Annotated in this window: 19 protein-coding genes; 8 read left to right on the top strand and 11 right to left on the bottom strand. The window is 73.6% G+C overall.

Going from position 1 to position 19,652, the window contains the following annotated elements; translation table 11 throughout:
- The 3 genes from ABD191_RS23305 to pdhA form a co-directional block, all read right to left on the bottom strand.
- Positions 1–423 (bottom strand): biotin/lipoyl-containing protein (locus ABD191_RS23305; protein WP_344085975.1); only part of this gene is annotated, 423 nt, incomplete at its 3' end.
- A 5-nt stretch (positions 424–428) separates the two neighbouring features.
- The gene (locus ABD191_RS23300; protein WP_344085972.1) at positions 429–1,415 is read right to left on the bottom strand and encodes an alpha-ketoacid dehydrogenase subunit beta; all 987 of its coding nucleotides are present in this window, start codon (positions 1,413–1,415) and stop codon (positions 429–431) included.
- 2 nt (positions 1,416–1,417) lie between these two features.
- Positions 1,418–2,569 carry a pyruvate dehydrogenase (acetyl-transferring) E1 component subunit alpha gene (pdhA, locus tag ABD191_RS23295; protein ID WP_344085968.1) on the bottom strand — a complete coding sequence of 384 codons (1,152 nt, stop codon included), beginning with the start codon at positions 2,567–2,569 and terminating at the stop codon, positions 1,418–1,420.
- Positions 2,570–2,839: 270 nt separating this feature from the next.
- On the opposite strand from pdhA, the gene ABD191_RS23290 reads away from it, so the two are divergent.
- Positions 2,840–3,910 (top strand): SPFH domain-containing protein, encoded by a 1,071-nt coding sequence (locus ABD191_RS23290; RefSeq protein WP_344085966.1) that lies wholly within the window; start codon positions 2,840–2,842, stop codon positions 3,908–3,910.
- The gene (locus tag ABD191_RS23285) at positions 3,907–4,809 is read left to right on the top strand and encodes a diacylglycerol kinase catalytic domain-containing protein (protein ID WP_344085963.1); all 903 of its coding nucleotides are present in this window, start codon (positions 3,907–3,909) and stop codon (positions 4,807–4,809) included. The genes ABD191_RS23290 and ABD191_RS23285 overlap by 4 nt, the downstream gene beginning before the upstream one ends.
- Here the strand turns inward: ABD191_RS23285 and ABD191_RS23280 are convergent.
- The 4 genes from ABD191_RS23280 to ddaH form a co-directional block, all read right to left on the bottom strand.
- Entirely contained in the window at positions 4,766–5,188 is a 423-nt protein-coding gene (locus tag ABD191_RS23280; RefSeq protein ID WP_344085960.1) for a hypothetical protein, read from the bottom strand. The genes ABD191_RS23285 and ABD191_RS23280 overlap by 44 nt on opposite strands.
- 47 nt (positions 5,189–5,235) lie before the next feature.
- Positions 5,236–6,783 carry a GTPase family protein gene (locus ABD191_RS23275; RefSeq protein WP_344085957.1) on the bottom strand — a complete coding sequence of 516 codons (1,548 nt, stop codon included), beginning with the start codon at positions 6,781–6,783 and terminating at the stop codon, positions 5,236–5,238.
- On the bottom strand, positions 6,780–8,513 hold the full coding sequence (locus ABD191_RS23270) for a GTPase domain-containing protein (protein WP_344085954.1): 1,734 nt from the start codon (positions 8,511–8,513) through the stop codon (positions 6,780–6,782). The genes ABD191_RS23275 and ABD191_RS23270 overlap by 4 nt, the downstream gene beginning before the upstream one ends.
- Before the next feature lie 64 nt (positions 8,514–8,577).
- On the bottom strand, positions 8,578–9,420 hold the full coding sequence (gene ddaH, locus ABD191_RS23265; RefSeq protein ID WP_344085951.1) for a dimethylargininase: 843 nt from the start codon (positions 9,418–9,420) through the stop codon (positions 8,578–8,580).
- Positions 9,421–9,494: 74 nt separating this feature from the next.
- On the opposite strand from ddaH, the gene ABD191_RS23260 reads away from it, so the two are divergent.
- Together ABD191_RS23260 and ABD191_RS23255 are read left to right on the top strand one after the other, a co-directional pair.
- Positions 9,495–9,920: an Lrp/AsnC family transcriptional regulator gene (locus tag ABD191_RS23260; protein ID WP_425560429.1), complete on the top strand. Its 426-nt coding sequence runs from the start codon at positions 9,495–9,497 to the stop codon at positions 9,918–9,920.
- Between the two features lie 35 nt (positions 9,921–9,955).
- A complete protein-coding gene (locus tag ABD191_RS23255; protein WP_344085945.1) occupies positions 9,956–11,929 on the top strand; it encodes a beta-propeller domain-containing protein in 1,974 nt (657 codons plus the stop codon).
- On the opposite strand, the gene ABD191_RS23250 is transcribed toward ABD191_RS23255, so the two are convergent.
- Positions 11,926–12,921 (bottom strand): T3SS (YopN, CesT) and YbjN peptide-binding chaperone 1, encoded by a 996-nt coding sequence (locus tag ABD191_RS23250; RefSeq protein ID WP_344086000.1) that lies wholly within the window; start codon positions 12,919–12,921, stop codon positions 11,926–11,928. The two genes, ABD191_RS23255 and ABD191_RS23250, sit on opposite strands and share 4 nt — an antisense overlap.
- 171 nt (positions 12,922–13,092) lie before the next feature.
- On the opposite strand from ABD191_RS23250, the gene moaC reads away from it, so the two are divergent.
- The 4 genes from moaC (at position 13,093) to ABD191_RS23230 (ending at position 15,785) form a co-directional block, all read left to right on the top strand.
- A complete protein-coding gene (gene moaC / locus ABD191_RS23245) occupies positions 13,093–13,569 on the top strand; it encodes a cyclic pyranopterin monophosphate synthase MoaC (RefSeq protein WP_344085942.1) in 477 nt (158 codons plus the stop codon).
- Positions 13,566–14,042 carry a MogA/MoaB family molybdenum cofactor biosynthesis protein gene (locus tag ABD191_RS23240; protein ID WP_344085997.1) on the top strand — a complete coding sequence of 159 codons (477 nt, stop codon included), beginning with the start codon at positions 13,566–13,568 and terminating at the stop codon, positions 14,040–14,042. Before moaC ends, ABD191_RS23240 begins: the two co-directional genes overlap by 4 nt.
- Before the next feature lie 124 nt (positions 14,043–14,166).
- Complete coding sequence (locus ABD191_RS23235) at positions 14,167–15,372, top strand: molybdopterin molybdotransferase MoeA (RefSeq protein ID WP_344085939.1); 1,206 nt, start codon at positions 14,167–14,169, stop codon at positions 15,370–15,372.
- Positions 15,369–15,785 (top strand): molybdenum cofactor biosynthesis protein MoaE, encoded by a 417-nt coding sequence (locus ABD191_RS23230; RefSeq protein WP_344085936.1) that lies wholly within the window; start codon positions 15,369–15,371, stop codon positions 15,783–15,785. Before ABD191_RS23235 ends, ABD191_RS23230 begins: the two co-directional genes overlap by 4 nt.
- Here ABD191_RS23230 and ABD191_RS23225 read toward each other — a convergent pair.
- From ABD191_RS23225 to ABD191_RS23215, 3 genes are all read right to left on the bottom strand, one after another.
- Positions 15,772–17,244, bottom strand: coding sequence for a glycosyltransferase 87 family protein (locus tag ABD191_RS23225; protein WP_344085933.1), 1,473 nt, complete (start codon positions 17,242–17,244; stop codon positions 15,772–15,774). The two genes, ABD191_RS23230 and ABD191_RS23225, sit on opposite strands and share 14 nt — an antisense overlap.
- Before the next feature lie 344 nt (positions 17,245–17,588).
- On the bottom strand, positions 17,589–18,812 hold the full coding sequence (locus ABD191_RS23220) for an ATP-binding protein (protein ID WP_344085930.1): 1,224 nt from the start codon (positions 18,810–18,812) through the stop codon (positions 17,589–17,591).
- 66 nt (positions 18,813–18,878) lie between these two features.
- On the bottom strand, positions 18,879–19,610 hold the full coding sequence (locus ABD191_RS23215) for a hypothetical protein (RefSeq protein ID WP_344085927.1): 732 nt from the start codon (positions 19,608–19,610) through the stop codon (positions 18,879–18,881).
- Positions 19,611–19,652: the final 42 nt, after the last annotated feature.

Genomic DNA, 19,652 nt, shown 5'->3' with positions numbered 1-19,652 from the left:
CATCTCCGGCGCGGTCGCGGCCGGGGCGCCGGATCCGCCCGCGGTGGCCGCGCCCTTGCGGGGCCGGCGCGCGGCCGCGGTCGACCTGGGCCCGTACCCCACGAGGACGGGCGTGCGCCCGCCGTTGCCCTCGGCGTCGCCGGCCGGGCTGACCGGCGCGGGCAGATCGCCCGCGTCCGGATCGGTGTCGATCGCGATGATCGGGGTGCCGACCTCCACGGTCGTACCCTCCGGGTGGTAGATCGCGGCGACCTTGCCGGCCCACTTCGCCGGGATCTCCACGGCCGCCTTCGCGGTCTCCACCTCGACGATCGGCTGGTTGAGGGTGATCGTGTCGCCGACCTTGACCAGCCAGCTGAGGATCTCGCCCTCCAGCAGGCCCTCGCCGAGGTCGGGCAGGGGGAACTCCCGCACGCGCGTCACGGGCCTCACCAGCCGAAGGAGCGGTCGACGGCGTCGAGTACCCGGTCGAGGTCCGGCAGGTACTCCTCTTCGATGCGCGCGGGCGGGTACGGGGTGTCGTACCCGGTGACGCGCAGGACGGGCGCCTCCAGGGAGTAGAAGCACTCCTCGGTGACCCGGGCGGCGACCTCCGAGCCCAGTCCCAGGTTGCCGGGCGCCTCGTGCACGACGACGAGCCGGCCGGTGCGGCGCACCGAGTCGTACACCGGGGTCAGGTCGAGCGGGGAGAGCGAGCGCAGGTCGATGACCTCAAGCTCGCGGCCCTCCTCGGCGGCGGCCGCGGCGGCGTCGAGGGCGGTACGGACCATCGGGCCGTACGCGACCAGGGTCGCGTCCGTGCCGGGGCGCACGACCTTCGCCGCGTGCAGGGGGTACGCCCGTGACAGCGGGACGTCGACGTCGACGTCGGCCTTCTCCCAGTAGCGGCGCTTGGGCTCCAGGAAGATGATCGGGTCGTCACTCGCGACCGCCTGCTGGATCATGAAGTACGCGTCCGTGGGGTTGCCGCACACGACGACCTTGAGGCCGGCCGTGTGGCTGAAGTAGGCCTCCGGCGACTCGGAGTGGTGCTCCACCGCGCCGATGCCGCCACCGAACGGGATCCGGATGACGATCGGCAGCCGGGCGTGGCCCGCCGAGCGGAAGTGCATCTTCGCGACCTGCGACACGATCTGGTCGTACGCGGGAAAGACGAAGCCGTCGAACTGGATCTCGCAGACCGGACGGTAACCGCGCAGGGCCAGGCCGACGGCCGTGCCGACGATCCCGGACTCGGCGAGCGGGGTGTCGATGACCCGCTCCTCGCCGAAGTCCTTCTGCAGGCCGTCCGTGATGCGGAAGACGCCGCCGAGCTTGCCGACGTCCTCGCCCATGATCAGGACCCGCTCGTTGTCCTCCATGGAGCGGCGCAGGCCGGCGTTGAGGGCCTTGCCGATGGTGAGGATCTCACCCATGGTCAGTGCCCTCCCTCGAACGACGCGGAGTAGGCCACGAACCCCTCGCGCTGGGCGTCGACCTCGGCCGAACCGTGCGGGTACACGTTCTCGAACATCTGCGACGGCTGCGGGTCGGGCAGCGCCAGCAGGCGTTCGCGCAGGTCCACGGCGCGCCGGGCGGCCTCGGCGTCGACCTCGGCGAAGAAGTCGGCACCTGTGCCCTGCCTGGTCAGATAGGCGCGGACGCGGTCGATCGGATCCTTCGCCTGCCAGGCCTCGACCTCGCTGGAGATCCGGTACCGGGTCGGGTCGTCCGAGGTCGTGTGCGCGCCCATCCGGTAGGTGTACGCCTCGATGAGCGTCGGGCCGTTGCCGTGGCGGGCGTTGTCCAGGGCGGCGCGGGTCACCGCGTAGCAGGCCAGTACGTCGTTGCCGTCCACCCGTACGCCCGGGAAGCCGTAACCGGAGGCGCGCCGGTAGAGGGGGACCCGGGTCTGCCGGTCGGTCGGCTCGGAGATGGCGAACTGGTTGTTCTGGCAGAAGAACACGACCGGAGCGTTGAAGACGCTCGCCCACACGAAGGACTCGTTCACGTCACCCTGGGCGGAGGCGCCATCGCCGAAGTACGCGATGACCGCCTCGCCGTCATCGCCGCCGATCTTGCCGTCCTTGGCGACACCCATGGCGTACCCGGTGGCGTGCAGCGTCTGGGCGCCGATCACGATCGTGTACAGGTTGAACCGTTCGGCGATGGGGTCCCAGCCGCCGTAGTTGACGCCACGGAACAGGGCCAGCGGCTTGAGCGGGTCGATCCCGCGCACGTACAGCACGCCGTGCTCGCGGTACGTCGGGAAGACCATGTCCTGGGCTCGCAGCGCGTGGCCGGAGCCGACCTGCGCCGCCTCCTGGCCGAGGAGGCTGGCCCAGATGCCCAGCTCACCCTGCCGTTGCAGGGCGGTGGCCTCGGTGTCGAGCTTGCGCACGATGACGAGGTCGCGGTAGAGGTCGCGGATCTCCTCGTCGGTGAAGTCGACCGAGTACGTCACGCCGTCCGCGCCCGTGGACTGGGCCACGCGCTCGCCGGCGGGGGTGAGCAGTTGGACATACTCCGGTTCCGGGGGCGTGCCGCCAGCCGTCGGGCTGGGGGCGGCGGCTTTCGCGCCTCTCGCCATCCTGTCTCCCTGTCTTCGGTGCGCTGCTGCGGGGTGTCCGCGCGGCGCAACTGTGTGCCGAGTCCACGCGGTCCCCGGTAGGGGTGTGGCGCGTGGGGTCTCAGGGGCCCCGGCCACGGGACGTTGCTCCCGCAGGGTATGCGTCCAGCGGCGTCCCGTCACCGCTGGATCCAGCATCCCAGACGCGTGAGCCCGCACACAGTCCCTGGGACTGGTCCGCGATCGCTACATTGTCGGCCGGTCGGGTGCTTTTAAGGGAGGACACTCGCGATGGCCTATATCACCAGCCGCTTTTTTCTGCGTCACCTGCGCGGCGCGCCGACGAGCTGGGTCCGTCACCAAGCCAAGGGAAAGATCAAGCGGGAGGGCGTCGGGCTGTCGTTCTGGTACCGGCCGCTCGTCGCCGTGCTGTCCGAGGTACCGGTCGACGACCGCGAGCTGCCGCTGCTGTTTCATGCCCGGACGAGCGATTTCGCCGACGTGACCGTGCAGGCCACGGTGACGTACCGGATCGCCGACCCGGCGGCGGCCGCGCACCGGCTGGACTTCTCCATCGACCCGCGCCGGGGCGGCCCGCGCGGGCAGCCGCTCGACCAGATCGCCACCCTGCTGGCGGAGCTGGCCCAGCAGCCGGCGCTCGACCTGCTCGCCCGCGTCCCGCTCACGGAGGCGCTGACGGCCAGCATCAGCCCGGTCCGCGACGCGGTCAGCGCCGCGCTGGCCGCCGACCCGCGCCTCGCCGAGACCGGCGTGGCCGTGGTCAGCGCCCGGGTCGTCGCGATCCGGCCCGAGCCGGAGATGGAACGGGCGCTGCAGACCCCCACCCGGGAGGCCGTGCAGCAGGAGGCCGACCGGGCCACGTACGAGCGCCGCGCCCGCGCGGTCGAGCGCGAGCGGGCCATCGCCGAGAACGAGCTGCAGAACAAGATCGAGCTGGCCCGGCGCGAGCAGCAGCTCGTCGAGCAGCACGGCGCGAACGCCCGCCGCAAGGCCGAGCTCGACGCGGCCGCCGACCTGGTCGGCACGCAGGGCGCCGCCGAGCGGGCCCGGGTCGCCGCCGCGTCGGCCGCCGAGCAGGTGCGCGTCGCGGCCGCCGCCGACGCCGAGGCCCAGCGGGTCAAGCTGGAGGCGCAGGCCGCCGGGCGGCGGGCCGTGGGCCTCGCCGAGGCGGAGGCGGAGGCCGCCAAGCTCGCCGCGTACGCGGACCTGCCGGCCGGCGTACTCCAGGCCCTCGCCCTCAAGGAGCTGGCCGGCCAGCTGCCCTCGATCGGTCAGCTCACGGTCACGCCCGACGTGGTGACGGGGCTGGTCACCAAGCTGACCGGCGACGCCCCGCGATGAGCACGCTGGCGCCCCGCGTCGTCGTGGTGTCCCGGCCGTCCGAGCTGACCGAACTGCTCGGACGGCACGGGACCCGCGCGGCGGCGGCGTACTTCCTGCGCGAGCGGGGGCGCTCGCTCGACGAGGTCGACGCGCGGCACGAGGCCCTGCAGGCGGCGCTGACCGCCGTCGGCGGGGCGATTCCGGCCGACTGGCGTCGCGGGCACGTGTCGCGCGCCGACCTGCCGAGGTTCCTGTTCGCGCCCGAGGACGTGATCATCGCCGTGGGGCAGGACGGGCTGGTCGCCAACGTGGCGAAGTACCTGTCCGGGCAGCCCGTCATCGGGGTCGACCCGGAGCCGGGGCGCAACGCGGGCGTGCTCGTGCGCCACCAGCCGGGCTCGATCGCGCCGCTGCTGCGCGCGGCCGTCGCCGGCCGGGCCGGCGTGCAGCAGCGCACCATGGTGGCCGCCACCCTGGACGACGGGCAGCGCCTGCTCGGGCTCAACGAGATCTACTTCGGCCACCCCACACACCAGTCGTCGCGGTACACCGTGCGGGTGCCGGCCTCAGGTCAGGAGCGCCACTCGTCGTCCGGCGTGATCGTGAGTACGGGCACGGGCGCGACCGGCTGGACGCACTCGATCTCGCGGCAGCGCGCCGACGCGCCGGACCTGCCGGGGCCGGACGAGGCGGCGCTGTGCTGGTTCGTCCGCGAGGCATGGCCGTCGCCGGCGACCGGTGTCCGGCTCACCTCCGGCCGGATCGGGGCCGACCAGAAGCTCGAACTGCTCAGCGAGGCCGAGGCGCAGGTCGTGTTCGCCGACGGCGTGGAGTCCGACCACCTCGTGCTGGCGTTCGGGCAGCGCCTGGAGGTCAGCGTGGCGCCGCGCCAACTGCACCTGGTGCTCGGCGCCTAGCCAGGATCAGCAGCGCGACCGGGGCGAGGACGCCCGCTGCCAGGCTGGCCAGGCTCGCGACCAGGTCGAACCCGGTCAGGGTGCCGTGGTGGACCGCGTGGAACGCCAGATGCAGGGCGTTGAACGTCAGCACGCCCGCGAGCACGACCGTGGTGACCCTGGCGTCGTTGAGGATCGCGGCGGCGGCGAGCAGCACACCGAGCGTCACGAAGATGGCGCCCAGGTCGCTGACCAGATGCTGGTTGTACGGCGGGTAACCGGCCGTCCAGTGGCGACCGAAGCCCGGGAAAGTGTCGAAGAAGTGGCGGGGCGCGATCAGCGCCCACCCGCCCCACCAGAGGTTCACGGCGCTCAGCGCGCCCAGCCCGACCCTGACCATGCGAGGCATTGTGCTCTTGGCGCGGCGCCGGGACAGGGACGGGTGGGTCAGCGGGCGGCGGAGAGGGCCGCTCGGGCCTCGTCGTAGGAGAGCAGGATGTGGCGGACCGGGTCCACCACCTCGGGCCGCAGGACGTCGTCGACGGCGCCGCGCAGGGTGGTCGCCGTGTCCGTGCGCAGGCGGGCCGACCGCGACCGGCGCACGCGCCACCGCAGGATCGCCGGGACGAGGGCCACCACCAGCCCCGCGACCAGCAGGCACACCGGAACCGGCACGCCGGACCAGCGGGGCGGCGACCAGGGGACGTCCTCTGTCGTGAGGCGGATGCCGGCGCCCACGAGCCAGCCGAGCCCGATCACCGCCGCCAGCAGGCCCACCAACACGATGATCGCGGAGAGGGTCCACCAGCGGGAGCGCCGGGCCGGGCCGGGCGCCGCGGCCGCCAACGCCGTACGCAGGCGGGCCGCCAGGTCGCGCGGCTCGTCGGGTACGGCCGCGTGGACCGCGTCGCGCCACGCCACCGGTACGGCGGCCGCGGCGGTCTCGACGTACCGGCGCACGGCCAGGCCGACGGCCGCGGGCGCGGGCGCCAGGTCGGGCACGGTGACCGTACGGCGGCCGTACTCGGCGGCAGCCGTGTCGGCGACGGCGTCGACGCCGCTGGCGGCGGCCACCGTGTCGATGAGCTCGCGGGTCGGTACGGCCCCGGCCGCCTCGACGGGCAACTCCCGGTCGACGAGCGGCCCCAGGCCGGTGACGACCTCGTCGAGTTCGGCGCCCAGCCGGGTCAGCGCGGCCATCCGGCTGCGGACGGCGTCAGCGAGCAGGTCGCGCAGGTGGGACAGGCCGGCGCCGGTCACCGCGGAGGTCGCCACCACGCGCGCGTCGGCGAGGCCGTCGGCCGCGAGCAGGCGACCCACGTCGGCGACGCAGCGGGCGGCGTCCTCCGGGGTGAGCCGGTCGATCTGGTTGAGCACCACGGCCGTCGCCCCGGCGAGGTTGCCGAACCTGGCCAGGTAGGCCTCGTGGACGAGGCGGTCGGCGTACTTCTGGGGGTCCAGCACCCAGACGACGAGGTCGACATGGGAGATGAGGCGGTCGGACACGACCTGGTGCCCGACGGCGACGGAGTCCACATCGGGCAGGTCGAGCAGGACGAGACCGTGCAGCGCGGCGTGCTCGTCGGAGTAGCGGACCCGTTCGCGGGCGAACCGCCGATCGGCGGGCACGCCCAGCCAGTCGAGCAGGCCGGCGGCGCCGGTGAGGCCCCACACGCACGCGTACACGTCGCCCGTGGTCGGGCGCAGCGGGCCGACGGGCGACAGCTCGATCCCGGTCAGCGCGTTGAACAAAGCGGACTTGCCGGTGCCGGTGGCGCCCGCGAGGGCCACCACGGTGTGTTCGCCGGACAGGCGCAGCCGGGCGCCGGCCCGGTTGACGAGCGCGCGGGCGGGCGCCAGTTCCTCCTCGGCCACGTGCGGCTCGGCGAGCCGCAGGAACCGGTCGACCGCGCCGAACCGCTCGATGAGGACGGCCGCGGACGGGCCGGGCAGGTCGGGAAACTCGCGCAGGTCGAGCGGGCTCGAAGAGGTCACCACGGCCGCCCGCTGGTGGTACGCACGACCGTGGCCAGGTGCGCGGCGGCGGCGCGCAGCCGGTCCCCGCCGGCCGCCTCCACCGGGTGCGCGGCGATCAGCCCGAGGTAGCCGTGCGCCTCCTCGGCGAGAAACTCTCCCACGTTCTCGCGCAACCCGGCGCGGGCCCGGCCGGCGAGCTGGCGCACCGCGTCCGTGCCGGTGACCGCCAGCATGTCCGTGAGCGCCCCACGGCCGTTCAAGGCCGGGCGGCCAGGCTCGGGGCCGAGGCTGGCGAGCGCGACGAACGCCGGGGCCGGCGGGCGGTTCTTGTCGGCGCGCACGAGCGCGCGCACCTGTGCGTGCCAGCCGCGCACCACGCGGGCGGCCCGGTCGCGGCGGGTCCGCCGGGTCTCGTGCCGGTCAGGACCGGCGTCGGCGAGCAGCGCGCGGCCGGCCGGGTTGCCCCGCCACACGGCGGTGACCCGCTCGTCGGCGCGCTCGGCCGCCTCGCACAGCAGGGCGGTCAGCGATCCGCCCAGGCTGTCGCGCAGCCGCGCCTCGGCGGGCCCGCTGAGGACGGGCATGTTGTCGCGGCGCCTGGTGTGCCGGTGCCGGCGGACGTTGCCCGGCCCGGCCGCCTGGCGCTCGGCGGGCCAGCGGTCGTTCGTGGCACGTCCGGCGGTGGGGCGGGCGGCGAGTTCCAGCCCGGACAGGACGTCCCCGCCGAGGGCGCTGCCGTCGCTCAGCGCCGCGTCGATGCGCGACCCGGCTTCGGCGTACGTGCGCCGCACGGCGGCGACCAGGTCATCGCGCGCGGCGATCTGCTCGTCGGCCGCCCTGGCCAGCCCGTTCGTACGCACGGCGATGGCGCGGGCCGCGCCGGCGATGGTCCGCCAGGTGACCTCGGCGCGGCGGCCGGGGTCGCGGGCGAGCCGGTCGAGCCAGTCCCGCACGGCCGCGACCTCGTCCTCGGGCAGCAGGCCCTGCCCGTCGATGACCGACTCGATGATGATGAACAGCGGCGACCCGCCGAGGCCCTGTTGGGTGAGCATCTGGGCGAGGTGCAACGAGATCGCGTCGCGGTCGGCGGCCGGCACCCGGTCGAGGACGATCGCCACCGGGGTACCCCGGTCCTGCGCGTCGCGCAGCAGCCGCCACGGCACCGCGTCGGCGTACCGGCTGGCGGTGGTGACGAACACCCACATGTCGGCGGCGGCGAACAGTTCGGTGGCGAGGCGGCCGTTCTCGGCCACGACGGAGTCGATGTCGGGCGCGTCGAGCAGGGCGAGCCCGGGGGTCAGCGCGGGCGCCACGACGATGTCGAGCCGGCGGGCGCCGGGTTGGTCGGGCGCGAGCGGGTGCCCGACGCCCCGGCCGCGCCTGAGGCTCGGCAGCAGGTCGGGGGCGCTGAACCAGGCGGTGTCGCGGGGGTTGCAGACCAGGGTGGGCGCGAGCGTGGTCGGCCGCAGCACCCCGGACCGGCTGACGGGCGCGCGTACCAGGCTGTTGACGAGGGTCGACTTGCCGGCACCGGTGGAGCCGCCGACGACCGCCAGGGTGGGCCCGTCGAGCCCGGCCAGGCGGGGCAGGAGGTAGTCGTCGATCTGGGCGGCGATCTCGGCGGCGGCGCGGCGCGCCACGTCGGCGCTGGGCAGCGCCAACGGCAGGCGAAGCCGGTCGATCTCCGCGCGCACGTCGCGCAGCGCGCCGCTCAGGCCCGCGACCGCGGGAGTACCCGTGCCGCCCATGCGTTAAGAGTGGCTGATTGTCGGACACACCGCCCGAAAAAGCGAGAACCCGCACGGCGTGCCGTCAGGCGCGCAGCTCCGCGATGCAGCACTTCACGCTGCCGCCGCCCTTCTTCAGCTCGCCCAGGTCGACCGGGATCGGCGCGTAGCCGGCCGCCCCCAGCTTCGCGGCCATGCCGGCGGCCTCGGCGGGCAGCACGACGTGCTTGTTGTCGCTGACGAGGTTGAGCCCGAAGGCGAGCGCGTCGGCCTCGTCGGCGAGGACGGCGTCCGGGAACAGCTCGGCGAGCACCCGGCGGGAGGCGGGCGAGAACGCGTCCGGGTAGTAGGCGACGTTGTCGTCCGAGATCGCCGCCAGGGCGGTGTCGAGGTGGTAGAAGCGCGGGTCGGTCAGCCGCAGGGAGACGACCGGGCGGCCGAACACCTCCTGCGCCTCGGCGTGCGCGGGCGGCTCGGTGCGGTACCCGTACCCGGCGAGGACCACGCCGCCGTGCGCGGCCGGGACGTACGCGAAATCGCCCTCGCCTTCGTTGACGTGCGCGGCGGGCACGTACCGCCAGCCGGACGCGGTGTACCAGCGCTCGTGGGCGCCGGCCTCGGCGGTGCGCTGCGGGTACCGGAACCGGGCGCCGAACACGGTGCCGTCGACGGAGAACGCGCCGTTGGCGGCGAAGACCATGTCGGGCAGCTCGGGCAGCGGCGCGAGCGTGTACACGGTGTGCCCGAGCTCGACGAGCAGGTCGCGCAGGCCGGTCCACTGGGCGAGCGCCCGGTCGGTGTCGACCGGGGCGGCCGGGTCCATCCACGGATTGATCGAGTACGCCACGGCGAACCGCTCGGGCGGGCACATGAGGTACTCGCGGGGGCGGGAAACGCGCAGGTCACGCACGGAATCGGCCGAGATCACGAAGACCAAGGCTAAGGTCTACCCGACTATCGAAACAGGCGCTTTCATTGCGATCGAGAGGTGATCCGTTGCGCATGGACGAGACCGACCGGCGAATCATTGCGGCGTTGACGGCCGACGCCCGCGCTTCGTTCGCCGAGATCGGTCAACAGGTGTCACTGTCGGCCCCGGCCGTGAAGCGGCGCGTCGACCGGCTGCGGGCCAGCGGCGTGATCAAGGGCTTCACGGCGACGGTCGACCCGGCCGCGATCGGGCGTACGACGGAGGCGTTCGTCGAGCTGTTCTGCACCGGCCGCACCACCCCGGCGCAGCTGGCCAACGCGACCCGGCGGCACCCGGAGGTGGTGGGCGCGTTCACCGTCTCCGGCGAGGCCGACGCGCTCGTGCATCTGCGCGCCGCCGACATCGCCAGCCTGGAGCAGGCCCTGGAGCGGCTGCGCGCCGAGCCGTTCGTCACGTCCACGCGCAGCATGATCGTTTTGTCCCGACTGACGGACTGAGGAACCATGCGTCCCCGTCCCGCGTCGAACCTGCCATGACGCCCACCCCCCTGCGCGTCGGGCTGGTCCTCGCGACCCTCGGCGCGACGCTCGCCGGCTGCACCGGCCCCGGCCCGCTCGACGCGCCGAACCCGGCCGTCCCCACGCCCCCGGTCGCGCCGGCCGGGCCGTACCAGCTGGTCGCCTTCGACACCTGCGCGAACCTGCTCGACGAGCTGCGCACGGCGGCCAAGGCGTCCGCGCAGGCGGGCGGGTTCAACCGCCGCCTACCGATGGACGGCGCCGCGGACAACATGGCCCGCGACAGCGCCGCGAAGGCGCCGACCGGCGACGGCTCGGCCGGGTACTCGGGCACCAACAACCACGAGGCCGGCGTCGAGGAGCCCGACACCGTCAAGACGGACGGGCGGCGCATCGTCACGGTCCGGCGGGGCGTGCTGCGCGTCATCGACCCGGCCACGCGTCGCGTCACCGGCGAGCTGGACCTGGCCCGCGTACCGGTCACGGCCCCCGGGTACGAGCCGATGCGGTGGTCGCCCACGAACCTGCTGCTCGCCGGCGACCGGGCGCTCGTACTCACCACGGACGCCGGCCTCGACGCGGCCCCGGCCGCGCCGAGCAAGCGGATGGCGCAGTGGGGTGCCGTCCGGGCCATCCTCGTGGACCTGTCCGGCAGTCCGCGCCTGGTCAGTTCCTACCGGATCGACGGGGCGCTCGTGGACGCGCGCCAGGTGGGCAACACGGCCCGGCTCGTCGTGCGCGGCAACCCGCGCCTCGACGTGCCCTATTGGGACGGTCAGACCGAGTCCGAGTGGCTCGCCGACTACCGCGCGCTCATCGACAAGGCGCCGATCGGGCAGTGGCTGCCCAGGTACGAGATCGAGACCGGCGGGCGGGTCGAGACCGGCAATGTCGAGTGCGACGAGGTGCGCCGTCCGGACGCGTACTCCGCGCTGGAGACGCTGACCCTCGCGAGCTTCGACCTGGCCGCGGACAGCCTGGGCCGCGGCGATCCCCTCACCCTCGTCGCGGACGGCGAGACGGTGTACGGCACGGCGACCAGCCTGTACGTCGCCACCGGCGAACGGTGGCGGCTGCGGCGGGCCGTCGGCGGTGGCGTGCGATCCGACGTGCGCGCACCGGGCGAACCGGCGACGACGATCTACCGGTTCGACACGTCCGGCGCGGTGCCCGTCTTCGTGGGCGGCGGCCGCGTGTCGGGTTACCTGCTCAACCAGTACGCGCTGTCGGAGTGGGACGGCACCCTGCGGGTGGCCACCACGACCAGCGAACCGTGGACAACCGGCGACCGCGCGCCGCGCAGCGAATCCGCCGTGTCCGCCCTCCGCCTGGTCGACGGGCAGCTCAAGCAGGTCGGCCACGTCGGCGGGCTCGGCAAGGGCGAACGCATCTTCGGGGTGCGCTTCGCCGGGCCGATCGGTTACGTGGTGACGTTCCGGCAGGTCGACCCGCTGTACACAGTGGACCTCGCGGACCCGACGAGGCCCACCGTACGCGGCGAGCTCAAGGTCGACGGCTACTCGGCCTACCTGCACCCCCTCGACGGCACCCGGCTGCTCGGCGTTGGCCAGGACGTGCGCGACGGCCGCACGCGCGGCACGCAGGTCGCCGTCTTCGACGTCGCCGACCTCGACAAGCCGCGCCGCGTGTCCCGGCTGACGATCACGGGCTCCTCCTCGGACGCCGAGTACGACCCGCACGCCTTCCTCTACTGGCCCGCCACCGGCACGGTCGTGCTGCCCACGTACGACCACGATCGCTTCGACGGCCGGCAGGGCGCGACCGCCGTCGTGCTCCGGGTGGTCGGCAGCGACGTGCGCACGGTGGGTTCACTCACCCATCCCGTACGCGGAGGGAGCGAGCCGTACCAGTCGAAGATCACGCGGTCGCTGGTCATCGACGGGGTCCTGTGGACCGTGTCGGACGCCGGCCTGCAGGCGAACGACCTCGGTACGCTCGCCCGCCAGGCCTGGCTGCCGTACGACTAGAGGTACATCCCGGTGTGGTGGTCGTCGTCCGGCCCGCCGTTCGACGGCGGGTCGTCGGCGGCCCCCTCGCCGGTGGGGTCGGCGAAGAAGCGCTTGCCGCCGAACTCGCCGTGCAGCCGGTCGTCGAGCTCGTCGGCCAGCCCGGTCATCACCTGCACGGCGAGCATGAGGTGGGTCGCCTGGAAGTCACGGCCGAACACCGGCACGGACGCCCACACGGTGTCGCCGATGCAGTAGAGCCGGCCGATCGGCATGCGGTGGGTCAGCTCGGCAAGCCGTACGTGCAGCTGCTCGCTGGCGGTGACATCCGTCAGGACGGGCGAGAAGACGTCCACGAGCGGCGGGTTGTCGCGGACCCGGACGAACACCATCGCGGAGCCGGAGCGGATGCCGATGTCGCCGTCGCGGTCGATCGGCAGGCTCTCCGGCGGGGTGTTCATCATGGCGCCGATGACGGTGCTGACCTGCTCCGGCAGGCTCAGGGCCGACAGGTCGATGTGGTCGTCGTAGGCGGGGCCGCCGCCCGGGGGCTGCGACCGGGCCGCCGCCAGCGGCGGAAACGTCTCGCGCAGCTCGTCGGGGTTGACGGTGTAGACCAGGAACGCCGGGTGCGGCGTCCCGTACACGTCACGCAGGGTACGGGTGATGACGCCGGCCAGGCGCGTACCGTCGCCGACCGGTTGCTGCAGGCCGAACCGGTCGTCGCCGTTCACCACGCCCGGCGGGGACCAACCCAGCGCCACCAGCTCGCCGACAGCGGCGCGGCCCAGGCGGTGCTCCGGCGGCAGGGACGGGTTGCCGACGGCGAACGCCTGCACGGCCCCGTTGCCGGTCGCCCGCACGGTGACCCCGAACAGGGCCTCGCCGACCCCGGACGCGGACGGGTCGAGCGTCAGCTCGACGTCCGCGCCCTCCGGCAGCGTCACCAGCGCGGACGCCAAGGCCCGGCGGAAGTCCAGCCACGCCTCGGTGACCTTCGCGCCGAGGTCCATATCGGCAGGGTCATCGACGAACGTCGCCTCCGCTGGCTTGCTCGGTGCCTCGTCGCTCACGGTCCCTCCCCATTTCGAGGCCCCCACCCTAGCGGCCCGCGAGCTCGCGCGGTCCCCGAGAGTCCGCGGGCCGTCACCCAACGGGACGAGCGACCGGCGTACCCTCTGGCCGTGACCGAGCTGACCCATGTCGACGACTCCGGCGCCGCCCGCATGGTGGACGTCACCGCGAAGGACGTGACTGTCCGGCGGGCCGTCGCCGCGGGCACCGTACGCACCACGCCCGAGGTGATCGGCCTGCTGCGCCGCGAGGCGCTGCCGAAGGGCGACGCGCTCGGGGTGGCCCGCATCGCGGGCATCATGGGCGCCAAGCGGACCCCGGACCTGATCCCGCTGTGTCACCCGATCGCCCTGCACGGCGTGACTGTGGAGCTGACGCTGCGCGACGACGCGGTCGACATCGAGGCGAGCGTGCGCACCGCCGACCGTACGGGCGTGGAGATGGAGGCCCTCACTGCCGTGGCGACCGCCGGCCTCGCCGTCATCGACATGGTGAAGGCGGTGGACCCGGCCGCGTCCATCGAGGCGGTCCGGGTGTTGCTGAAAGAAGGGGGAAAGACCGGCCGGTGGGAACGGAACGAGCGGTGATGCGGGCACAGGTGATAGTCGCGTCCAACCGCGCCTGGGCCGGCGTCTACGCCGACTCGAGCGGCCCGGTGCTGGTCGGCGGCCTTCGACAGCTGGGCTTCGACGTTGGTGACCCGGTGATCGTGCAGGACGGCGAGCCGGTGGGGGTCGCCCTGCGCGAGGCGGTCTCGGCGGGCTTCGACGTCGTACTCACGAGCGGCGGCACGGGCATCACGCCCACGGACCGCACGCCGGACGTCACCCGCGCGGTGCTCGACTACGAGGTGCCCGGCATCGCGGAGGCCATCCGGGCGCACTCCCGCGACCGGGTGCCTGCCTCGGCCCTGTCGCGCGGCCTCGCCGGCGTCGCGGGCAGCACCCTCATCATCAATCTGCCGGGTTCGATGGGCGGCGCTCGTGACGGCCTGGCCGTTCTGACCCCCATCCTGCAGCACGCCGTGGACCAGTTGCGTGGCGGTGACCACCGGGTTTAAGCCGGTTCGGCAGCGTTCAGCACATGTCCGGCCCACGCGCGATCCTGGTCAGGGACCGGCGGCGACTGTCGGGCCCAGGCGGTAGGGTCGCGGGTGGGCAACCTAGTGGCGGAGGGTGACGGGCGTGGGTGACGGGTCACCGATCGCGTGGGACGAGGCCGTGGCCGCGGTGCACGCGGCCGGCCGGGCGGCGGCGGCCCCGCCGGTGCGCCTGCCGATCGCCGACTGCGACGGGCTGACGCTCGCCGAGCCGCTGGTCAGCCTCACGGACCTGCCCGCCTTCCCGACCTCCAGCGTGGATGGCTACGCGCTGCGCGGCGCCGGTCCGTGGCGCCTGAACGGGCGCGTGCTGGCCGGCCACACGGCCGAACCGATCGCGGACGGGACCGCCATCGAGATCGCGACGGGCGCGATGGTGCCCGCGGGCACGGAACACATTCTGCGCGTCGAGGAGTCCACCCTCGACGACGACCTGGTCAGCGGGACGCCCCGGTCGCTGCCGGAGTGGCGCGAGCCCGGCGACGAGGCGCACAAGGGCGACGAGCTGCTGCCGGCCGGCATCCCGGTCACCCCGGCCGTGATCGGCCTGGCCGCCGCGTGCGGTTACGACACCCTGGCCGTCCGGCGGGCGCCGCGCGCGGCGCTGCTGGTGTTCGGCGACGAGCTGCGTACGGCGGGCCCGCCCGGGGACGGGCAGGTCCGCGACGCGCTCGGGCCGCAGGTGCCGGGCTGGCTGCGCCGGCTGGGCGCCGAGCCGCTGCCCGGCTTCGCCCCGCGCGGGCCGATCGAGGACACCCTTGAGGCGCACGTCGGCGCCCTCAAGGACGCGCTGGAGCACGCCGACCTGGTGTGCACGACCGGCGGCACCATGCACGGTCCGGTCGACCACCTGCACCCGGCGCTCGCCGCCCTGGGCGCCCGCTACGTCGTCAACACGGTCGCCGTCCGGCCCGGCTTCCCCATGCTGGTCGCGCAGCTGCCCGACGGGAAGTTCGTCGCCGGCCTGCCGGGCAACCCCCAGTCGGCCATCGTGGCGCTGATGTCGCTGGTCGAGCCGCTGATCGCGGGCCTGCACGGGCGGGCCGTCCCGCCGCGCGGCACGGTCACGCTCGGCGAGCCAGTCCCCGGCCGGGGCGGCTACACCCACCTCGCCCTCGTCCGCGTCGAGGCGGACGGTCTCGCCTATCCGCTGCGGCATTCGGCGAGCGCGATGCTGCGCGGGCTGGCCCGCTCCGACGGCTTCGCCGTCATCGTTCCCGGCGGTCAGGGCGACGCCGGCGCGGTCGTCCCGCTCGTACCCCTGCCTATGTTTTTCGGAGCGCGGCCATGACGGTTGAGACCAGGGTGACCACGGACGTTCTCGACGTGGCCGCGCACGAGGCTGCGGTGGCGCACCCGGCGGCCGGCGCGGTGGTGTCGTTCGCCGGGGTGGTGCGCGACCACGACCACGGGCGCGAGGTGCTGCGCCTGGAGTACGAGGGGCACCCGAGCGCGGCCGCCGTCCTTGACGAGGTCGCCGCCGAGATCGCGAAGGACCCGGACGTCTACGCGGTGGCCGTGTCGCACCGGATCGGCCCGCTGGCCATCGGCGACGTGGCGCTGGCCGCGGCCGTGTCGACCGCGCACCGGGCGGCGGCGTTCGCGGCGTGCGCCCGGCTCGTCGACGAGGTGAAGGCGCGGCTGCCGATCTGGAAGCACCAGCACTTCGCCGACGGCACGGACGAGTGGGTCAACTGCCCGTAGCGCGGTCGGCCGTGAACGCGGGCATCGCGCCGGGACGCCACGGCAGCACCACGATCAGCGCGAGCACGACCAGGCCGAGCGAGTTCTCGGCCAGCCAGCCGAGCATCCCGTCCGCGTAGTGCGACTCCAGCGGCAGCAGGTGCCCGAAGTCCCACACCGGCGACACGACGTAGAGCACGTAGACGACGAGCGCGAGGGCCGCGTACGGCAGGCCCGCGAAGCGCGCGCTCAGCCGCAACGGCAGGCGCGCGCCGGCCAGCCGGGGCAGCAGCAGGGCGGTCGCCGAGGTCCGCCGGCGCACCGCGGCGTCAGCCAGGACAACGATGCCGAGTACGGGGAACACAAGGTGGTGCGTCCATGAGATCGGGCAGACCGCGTTGGCGGTCAGCCCGACGAGGACGAACGCGGTGAACTCGTCGCCGTCGCGGTGTGCGGTCACCGCCCGGGAGATGCCGAGGGCCAGCACGACCAGCGCGAACGTGAACCACACGAGGGGCGGCGAGTCGCTGGCGTCGAACAGCCGGGCGAGCACGCCGGCGAGCGACTGGTTGGGCGACGCGTCCGCGGCGCCGACCCGGTCGGTCTGCCAGAGGACCGAGCTGAAGTATGTCCACGACTCGTGGCCGGCGACCATCCAGGCCGCGAACGTGGCGCCGACGGCCGTGCCGACGGCGACGAACACGGCGCGCCACTGGCGGCTGCACATCAGGTACAGGATGAACAGGCCCGGGGTGATTTTGACGCTGGCGGCGAGGCCGATGCCCACGCCCGCCCACGCGCCGCTGGCGAGGAACCCGACCGCCTGCCCGCCGACCCGGTCGCGCAGGGCCATCGCGCGGGCGCGCCAGCGCAGGCCGACGAGGTCGGCGAAGACGAGCGCGGCGAGCAGCAGGTTGACCTGGCCGAAGCCGAGGGTCTCGCGGATCGGGTCGGTGGCGACCAGGGGCGGCACGATCAGTGCGGTGGCGTACCAGGTGCGCCAGCCGTACCGGCGGGCCATGGGGCGCACGGCCAGCGCCACGAGGAAGACGAAGGCGGCGACGCTCGCGATGCCGCTGAGCCAGCCGGCCACCGGGACACTGAACCCCGCCATCGGCCGCATGACCACCGCGGCGAACGGCGGGTACGTGAAGCCCAGCCCGATCTCGGGGTGCACGTAGCGGTACAGGTCGCCGCCGCCCGCCCACCACGCCACGGCGCCGTGATAGATGCGCAGGTCAAAGAAGTTGATGGGTCGGCCGAACCACTGCGTCAAGCCGAAGCTGGCCGCTACCAGCGTGAAGATGAGGCTGAACCGGCCGGCGAGCGCGGCCCTGGGCCGGGTGCGGGTCCACGTGCGCACCGCGTCGGCGGCGTGCACCCAGTGGCGTCGGCTGGGCAGGACTTCGACCGGAGCCGGCGCCACGGTGGCGGCCGTCCGCTGACGCGGAGGCAGCGAACGCGGAGTCACGGTCGTCATCGCGTCAGCCTCCCCCGGAGCCGTGTCGGCCACATTTCTCTGTTGTTTCCGCCAACCTAGCCGGTATGTCGGTGACAGGACCGTTACGGATTGTTTAGAACGACTCCGCAGGCCACGCGCTGATCAGGACTTTTGCCGTGACATTGCCGTGACGCACCGTTGCAGACCTGAGACCCAACTGTTGCGCGTTGGTGAGCGAGCAAGATGAATCGTACCTTTGAAGTAGTTCGCCCGGTTTTGCCGACACTCTCCGAGGTACACATACCCGCCGCGGCCCCACCGGAACCGCACGTCAGGGCTTTCTACGGCTGTCTAGCTCTGCTGCTAGAGAGTCATAGATCAGGCTACTCCACGGGCGGCTGCGATCGCAGGTACCGCGCGAAATGCGGCACCGTGAACGCCACCGTCCCCCGCTCGCCCGAGTAGATGAGCCCCTTCTTGATCAGCGAGTCCCGGGCCGGCGACAGCGACGCGGGCTTGCGGCCCAGCGCCCGCGCCACCTCCGCGGTCGGCACGGGCGCGTCGGCGTCCGCCGCCGCGTCCAGGCCCGCCATCGCCCGCATGTACTCCCGCTCGGCCGGCGTCGCCCGCTCGTACCGCGAACCGAAGAAGCCCACGGCCAGCTCCGCCTCGGCCTCCGGCGCCGCCACCCGCACGTCCGCCGCCGTGATCGGCGAACGTGGCGCGTGATCCCAGGTCGCCTTCCCGTACGCCTGCACGAAGTACGGGTAACCGCCGCTGGCCTCGTACAGCGCGTCGAGCGCCTTTGCCTCGAACTCCACGCCCTCCCGGGCGGCCGGCGCCACGAGCGCCCGGTCGGCGGCGAGGCGGTCGAGCCGATCGATGCGCTGGTAACGGAACAGCCGCTCCGAATAGGACTTGCTCGCCGACAGCAGCGCCGGCAGGTGCGGCAGGCCCGCGCCCACCACGATGAGCGGCGCGCCCGTCTGCGACAGCTCGTGGCACGCCGCGCACATCGCCGACACGTCCGCCGCGCCGAGGTCCTGCATCTCGTCGATGAACAGCGCGATGCCCGTGGCGACCGAGGCGGCCAGGGCCGCCGCGTCCGTGAACAGCTCCACGAGGTCGATCTCGATGTCGCCGGAGTCGGCCCGGCCCACGGCGGCCGGCACGTCGATGCCGGGCTGCCAGCGGGCGGCGGCGGAACGGGCGACCCCGCGCTTTCCGGCGGCGTCCGCGGACCGGACCGAGAACGCCTTGATGACGCCGAGGACCTCGTCCACCCGGGACGGATCGGAGACGTGCGGCGCGAGTTCCCGGACGGCCATGTGCAGGGCGCCCGCGATCGGCCGGCGCAGCGACTGGTCCGGCCGCGCCTCGATCTTCCCGGTGCCCCACTGGCGGGTGATCGCCTCGCTGCGCAAGGTGTTGAGCAGGACCGTCTTCCCGACGCCGCGCAGGCCGGTCAGCACCAGGGACCGCTCCGGGCGACCCCGCGAGATGCGCTCCAGCACGATCTCGAACGCGTCGACCTCACGGTCGCGGCCCGCGAGTTCCGGTGGGCGCTGGCCGGCGCCGGGCGCGTACGGGTTACGGACGGGCTCCATGGGCGGACCGTATCGAGGCAAATCTCGGCCCGTCTAGTAGACACGCTAGACGGGCCGAGATTCCTGTCAGCTCACCTTGTTCATGCAGAAGACGACGTCGTTGTCCGTGCCGTCGAAGTTGTTCTTGTAGAAGAACGTGAAGCCGGTGCCCTTGCAGGTGGCGCGCGCCTCGTCGTCACTGAGCACCTCGTCGGTGTCCTGCTTGACCTCGGCCCCCAGGCGCACCTTGATGACCTTGTAGACGCCGGGGACGCAGTCGACGACCGCCATGCGCGGCTTCTCGTTCGTGCCCGAGTTGGCGACGCAGTCGCCCTCCTCCACCGCGTACGGGTCGAACGTGCCGTCGGTCGGCGCCGCGCTGGTCGGCGGGGCGGCCGAGGTCGCGGGCGCGCCCGTCGTCGGCGTGGTGGTCGGGCCGCCCGTGCCGGTGGTCCTCGTGTTATCGCGGGTCGCGATGTAGTAGGCCGCCGCGCCGCCACCGCCGAGCACGAGCACGACCGCGAGGGCCACAAGGATCGGGATCGCCTTGTTCGGCTTCGGGGGCGGCGGTTGCGGCGCCCACCCGACAGGCGGCACCGTGCCGGCCGTGCCCGACTGCTGCACCCACGTGCCCCCGGTGTTGTACGGCGGGTACGTGCCCGAATAGGGGTCGTACTGGTGCGGGATCGGATCGGTGGGCATGGACGACTGGCCCGGCGGGTATTCGAAGCCGCCCTCCCACGGGTCCTGCGGCTGCGCGTACTCCTGAGGGCCGCTGCTGTCGGGCGTTCCGCCCGCCGCCGGCTCGTTGCTGGCCATCTCGTCCCCTCCCGCCTGCGCGCACACGGTAGCGCGTGGCTG

The sequence above is a fragment of the Luedemannella helvata genome, from assembly GCF_039528415.1.
Lineage (GTDB): Bacteria > Actinomycetota > Actinomycetes > Mycobacteriales > Micromonosporaceae > Luedemannella > Luedemannella helvata.
The sequence above is the reverse complement of the archived record's forward strand: the minus strand, read 5'-3'. Positions and strand labels throughout refer to the sequence as shown.

Bases quoted from the DNA above. Each gene is read 5' to 3' on its own strand.
- ABD191_RS23285 (WP_344085963.1), top strand. From the start codon at position 3,907: ATGAGCACGCTGGCGCCCCGCGTCGTCGTGGTGTCCCGGCCGTCCGAG.
- ABD191_RS23230 (WP_344085936.1), top strand. From the start codon at position 15,369: ATGACGGTTGAGACCAGGGTGACCACGGACGTTCTCGACGTGGCCGCG.
- ABD191_RS23255 (WP_344085945.1), top strand. From the start codon at position 9,956: ATGACGCCCACCCCCCTGCGCGTCGGGCTGGTCCTCGCGACCCTCGGC.
- pdhA (WP_344085968.1), bottom strand. From the start codon at position 2,569: ATGGCGAGAGGCGCGAAAGCCGCCGCCCCCAGCCCGACGGCTGGCGGC.
- ABD191_RS23290 (WP_344085966.1), top strand. From the start codon at position 2,840: ATGGCCTATATCACCAGCCGCTTTTTTCTGCGTCACCTGCGCGGCGCG.
- ABD191_RS23280 (WP_344085960.1), bottom strand. From the start codon at position 5,188: ATGGTCAGGGTCGGGCTGGGCGCGCTGAGCGCCGTGAACCTCTGGTGG.
- ABD191_RS23215 (WP_344085927.1), bottom strand. From the start codon at position 19,610: ATGGCCAGCAACGAGCCGGCGGCGGGCGGAACGCCCGACAGCAGCGGC.
- ABD191_RS23270 (WP_344085954.1), bottom strand. From the start codon at position 8,513: ATGGGCGGCACGGGTACTCCCGCGGTCGCGGGCCTGAGCGGCGCGCTG.
- ABD191_RS23250 (WP_344086000.1), bottom strand. From the start codon at position 12,921: ATGGACCTCGGCGCGAAGGTCACCGAGGCGTGGCTGGACTTCCGCCGG.
- ABD191_RS23300 (WP_344085972.1), bottom strand. From the start codon at position 1,415: ATGGGTGAGATCCTCACCATCGGCAAGGCCCTCAACGCCGGCCTGCGC.
- ABD191_RS23220 (WP_344085930.1), bottom strand. From the start codon at position 18,812: ATGGAGCCCGTCCGTAACCCGTACGCGCCCGGCGCCGGCCAGCGCCCA.
- ABD191_RS23260 (WP_425560429.1), top strand. From the start codon at position 9,495: ATGGACGAGACCGACCGGCGAATCATTGCGGCGTTGACGGCCGACGCC.
- ABD191_RS23225 (WP_344085933.1), bottom strand. From the start codon at position 17,244: ATGACGACCGTGACTCCGCGTTCGCTGCCTCCGCGTCAGCGGACGGCC.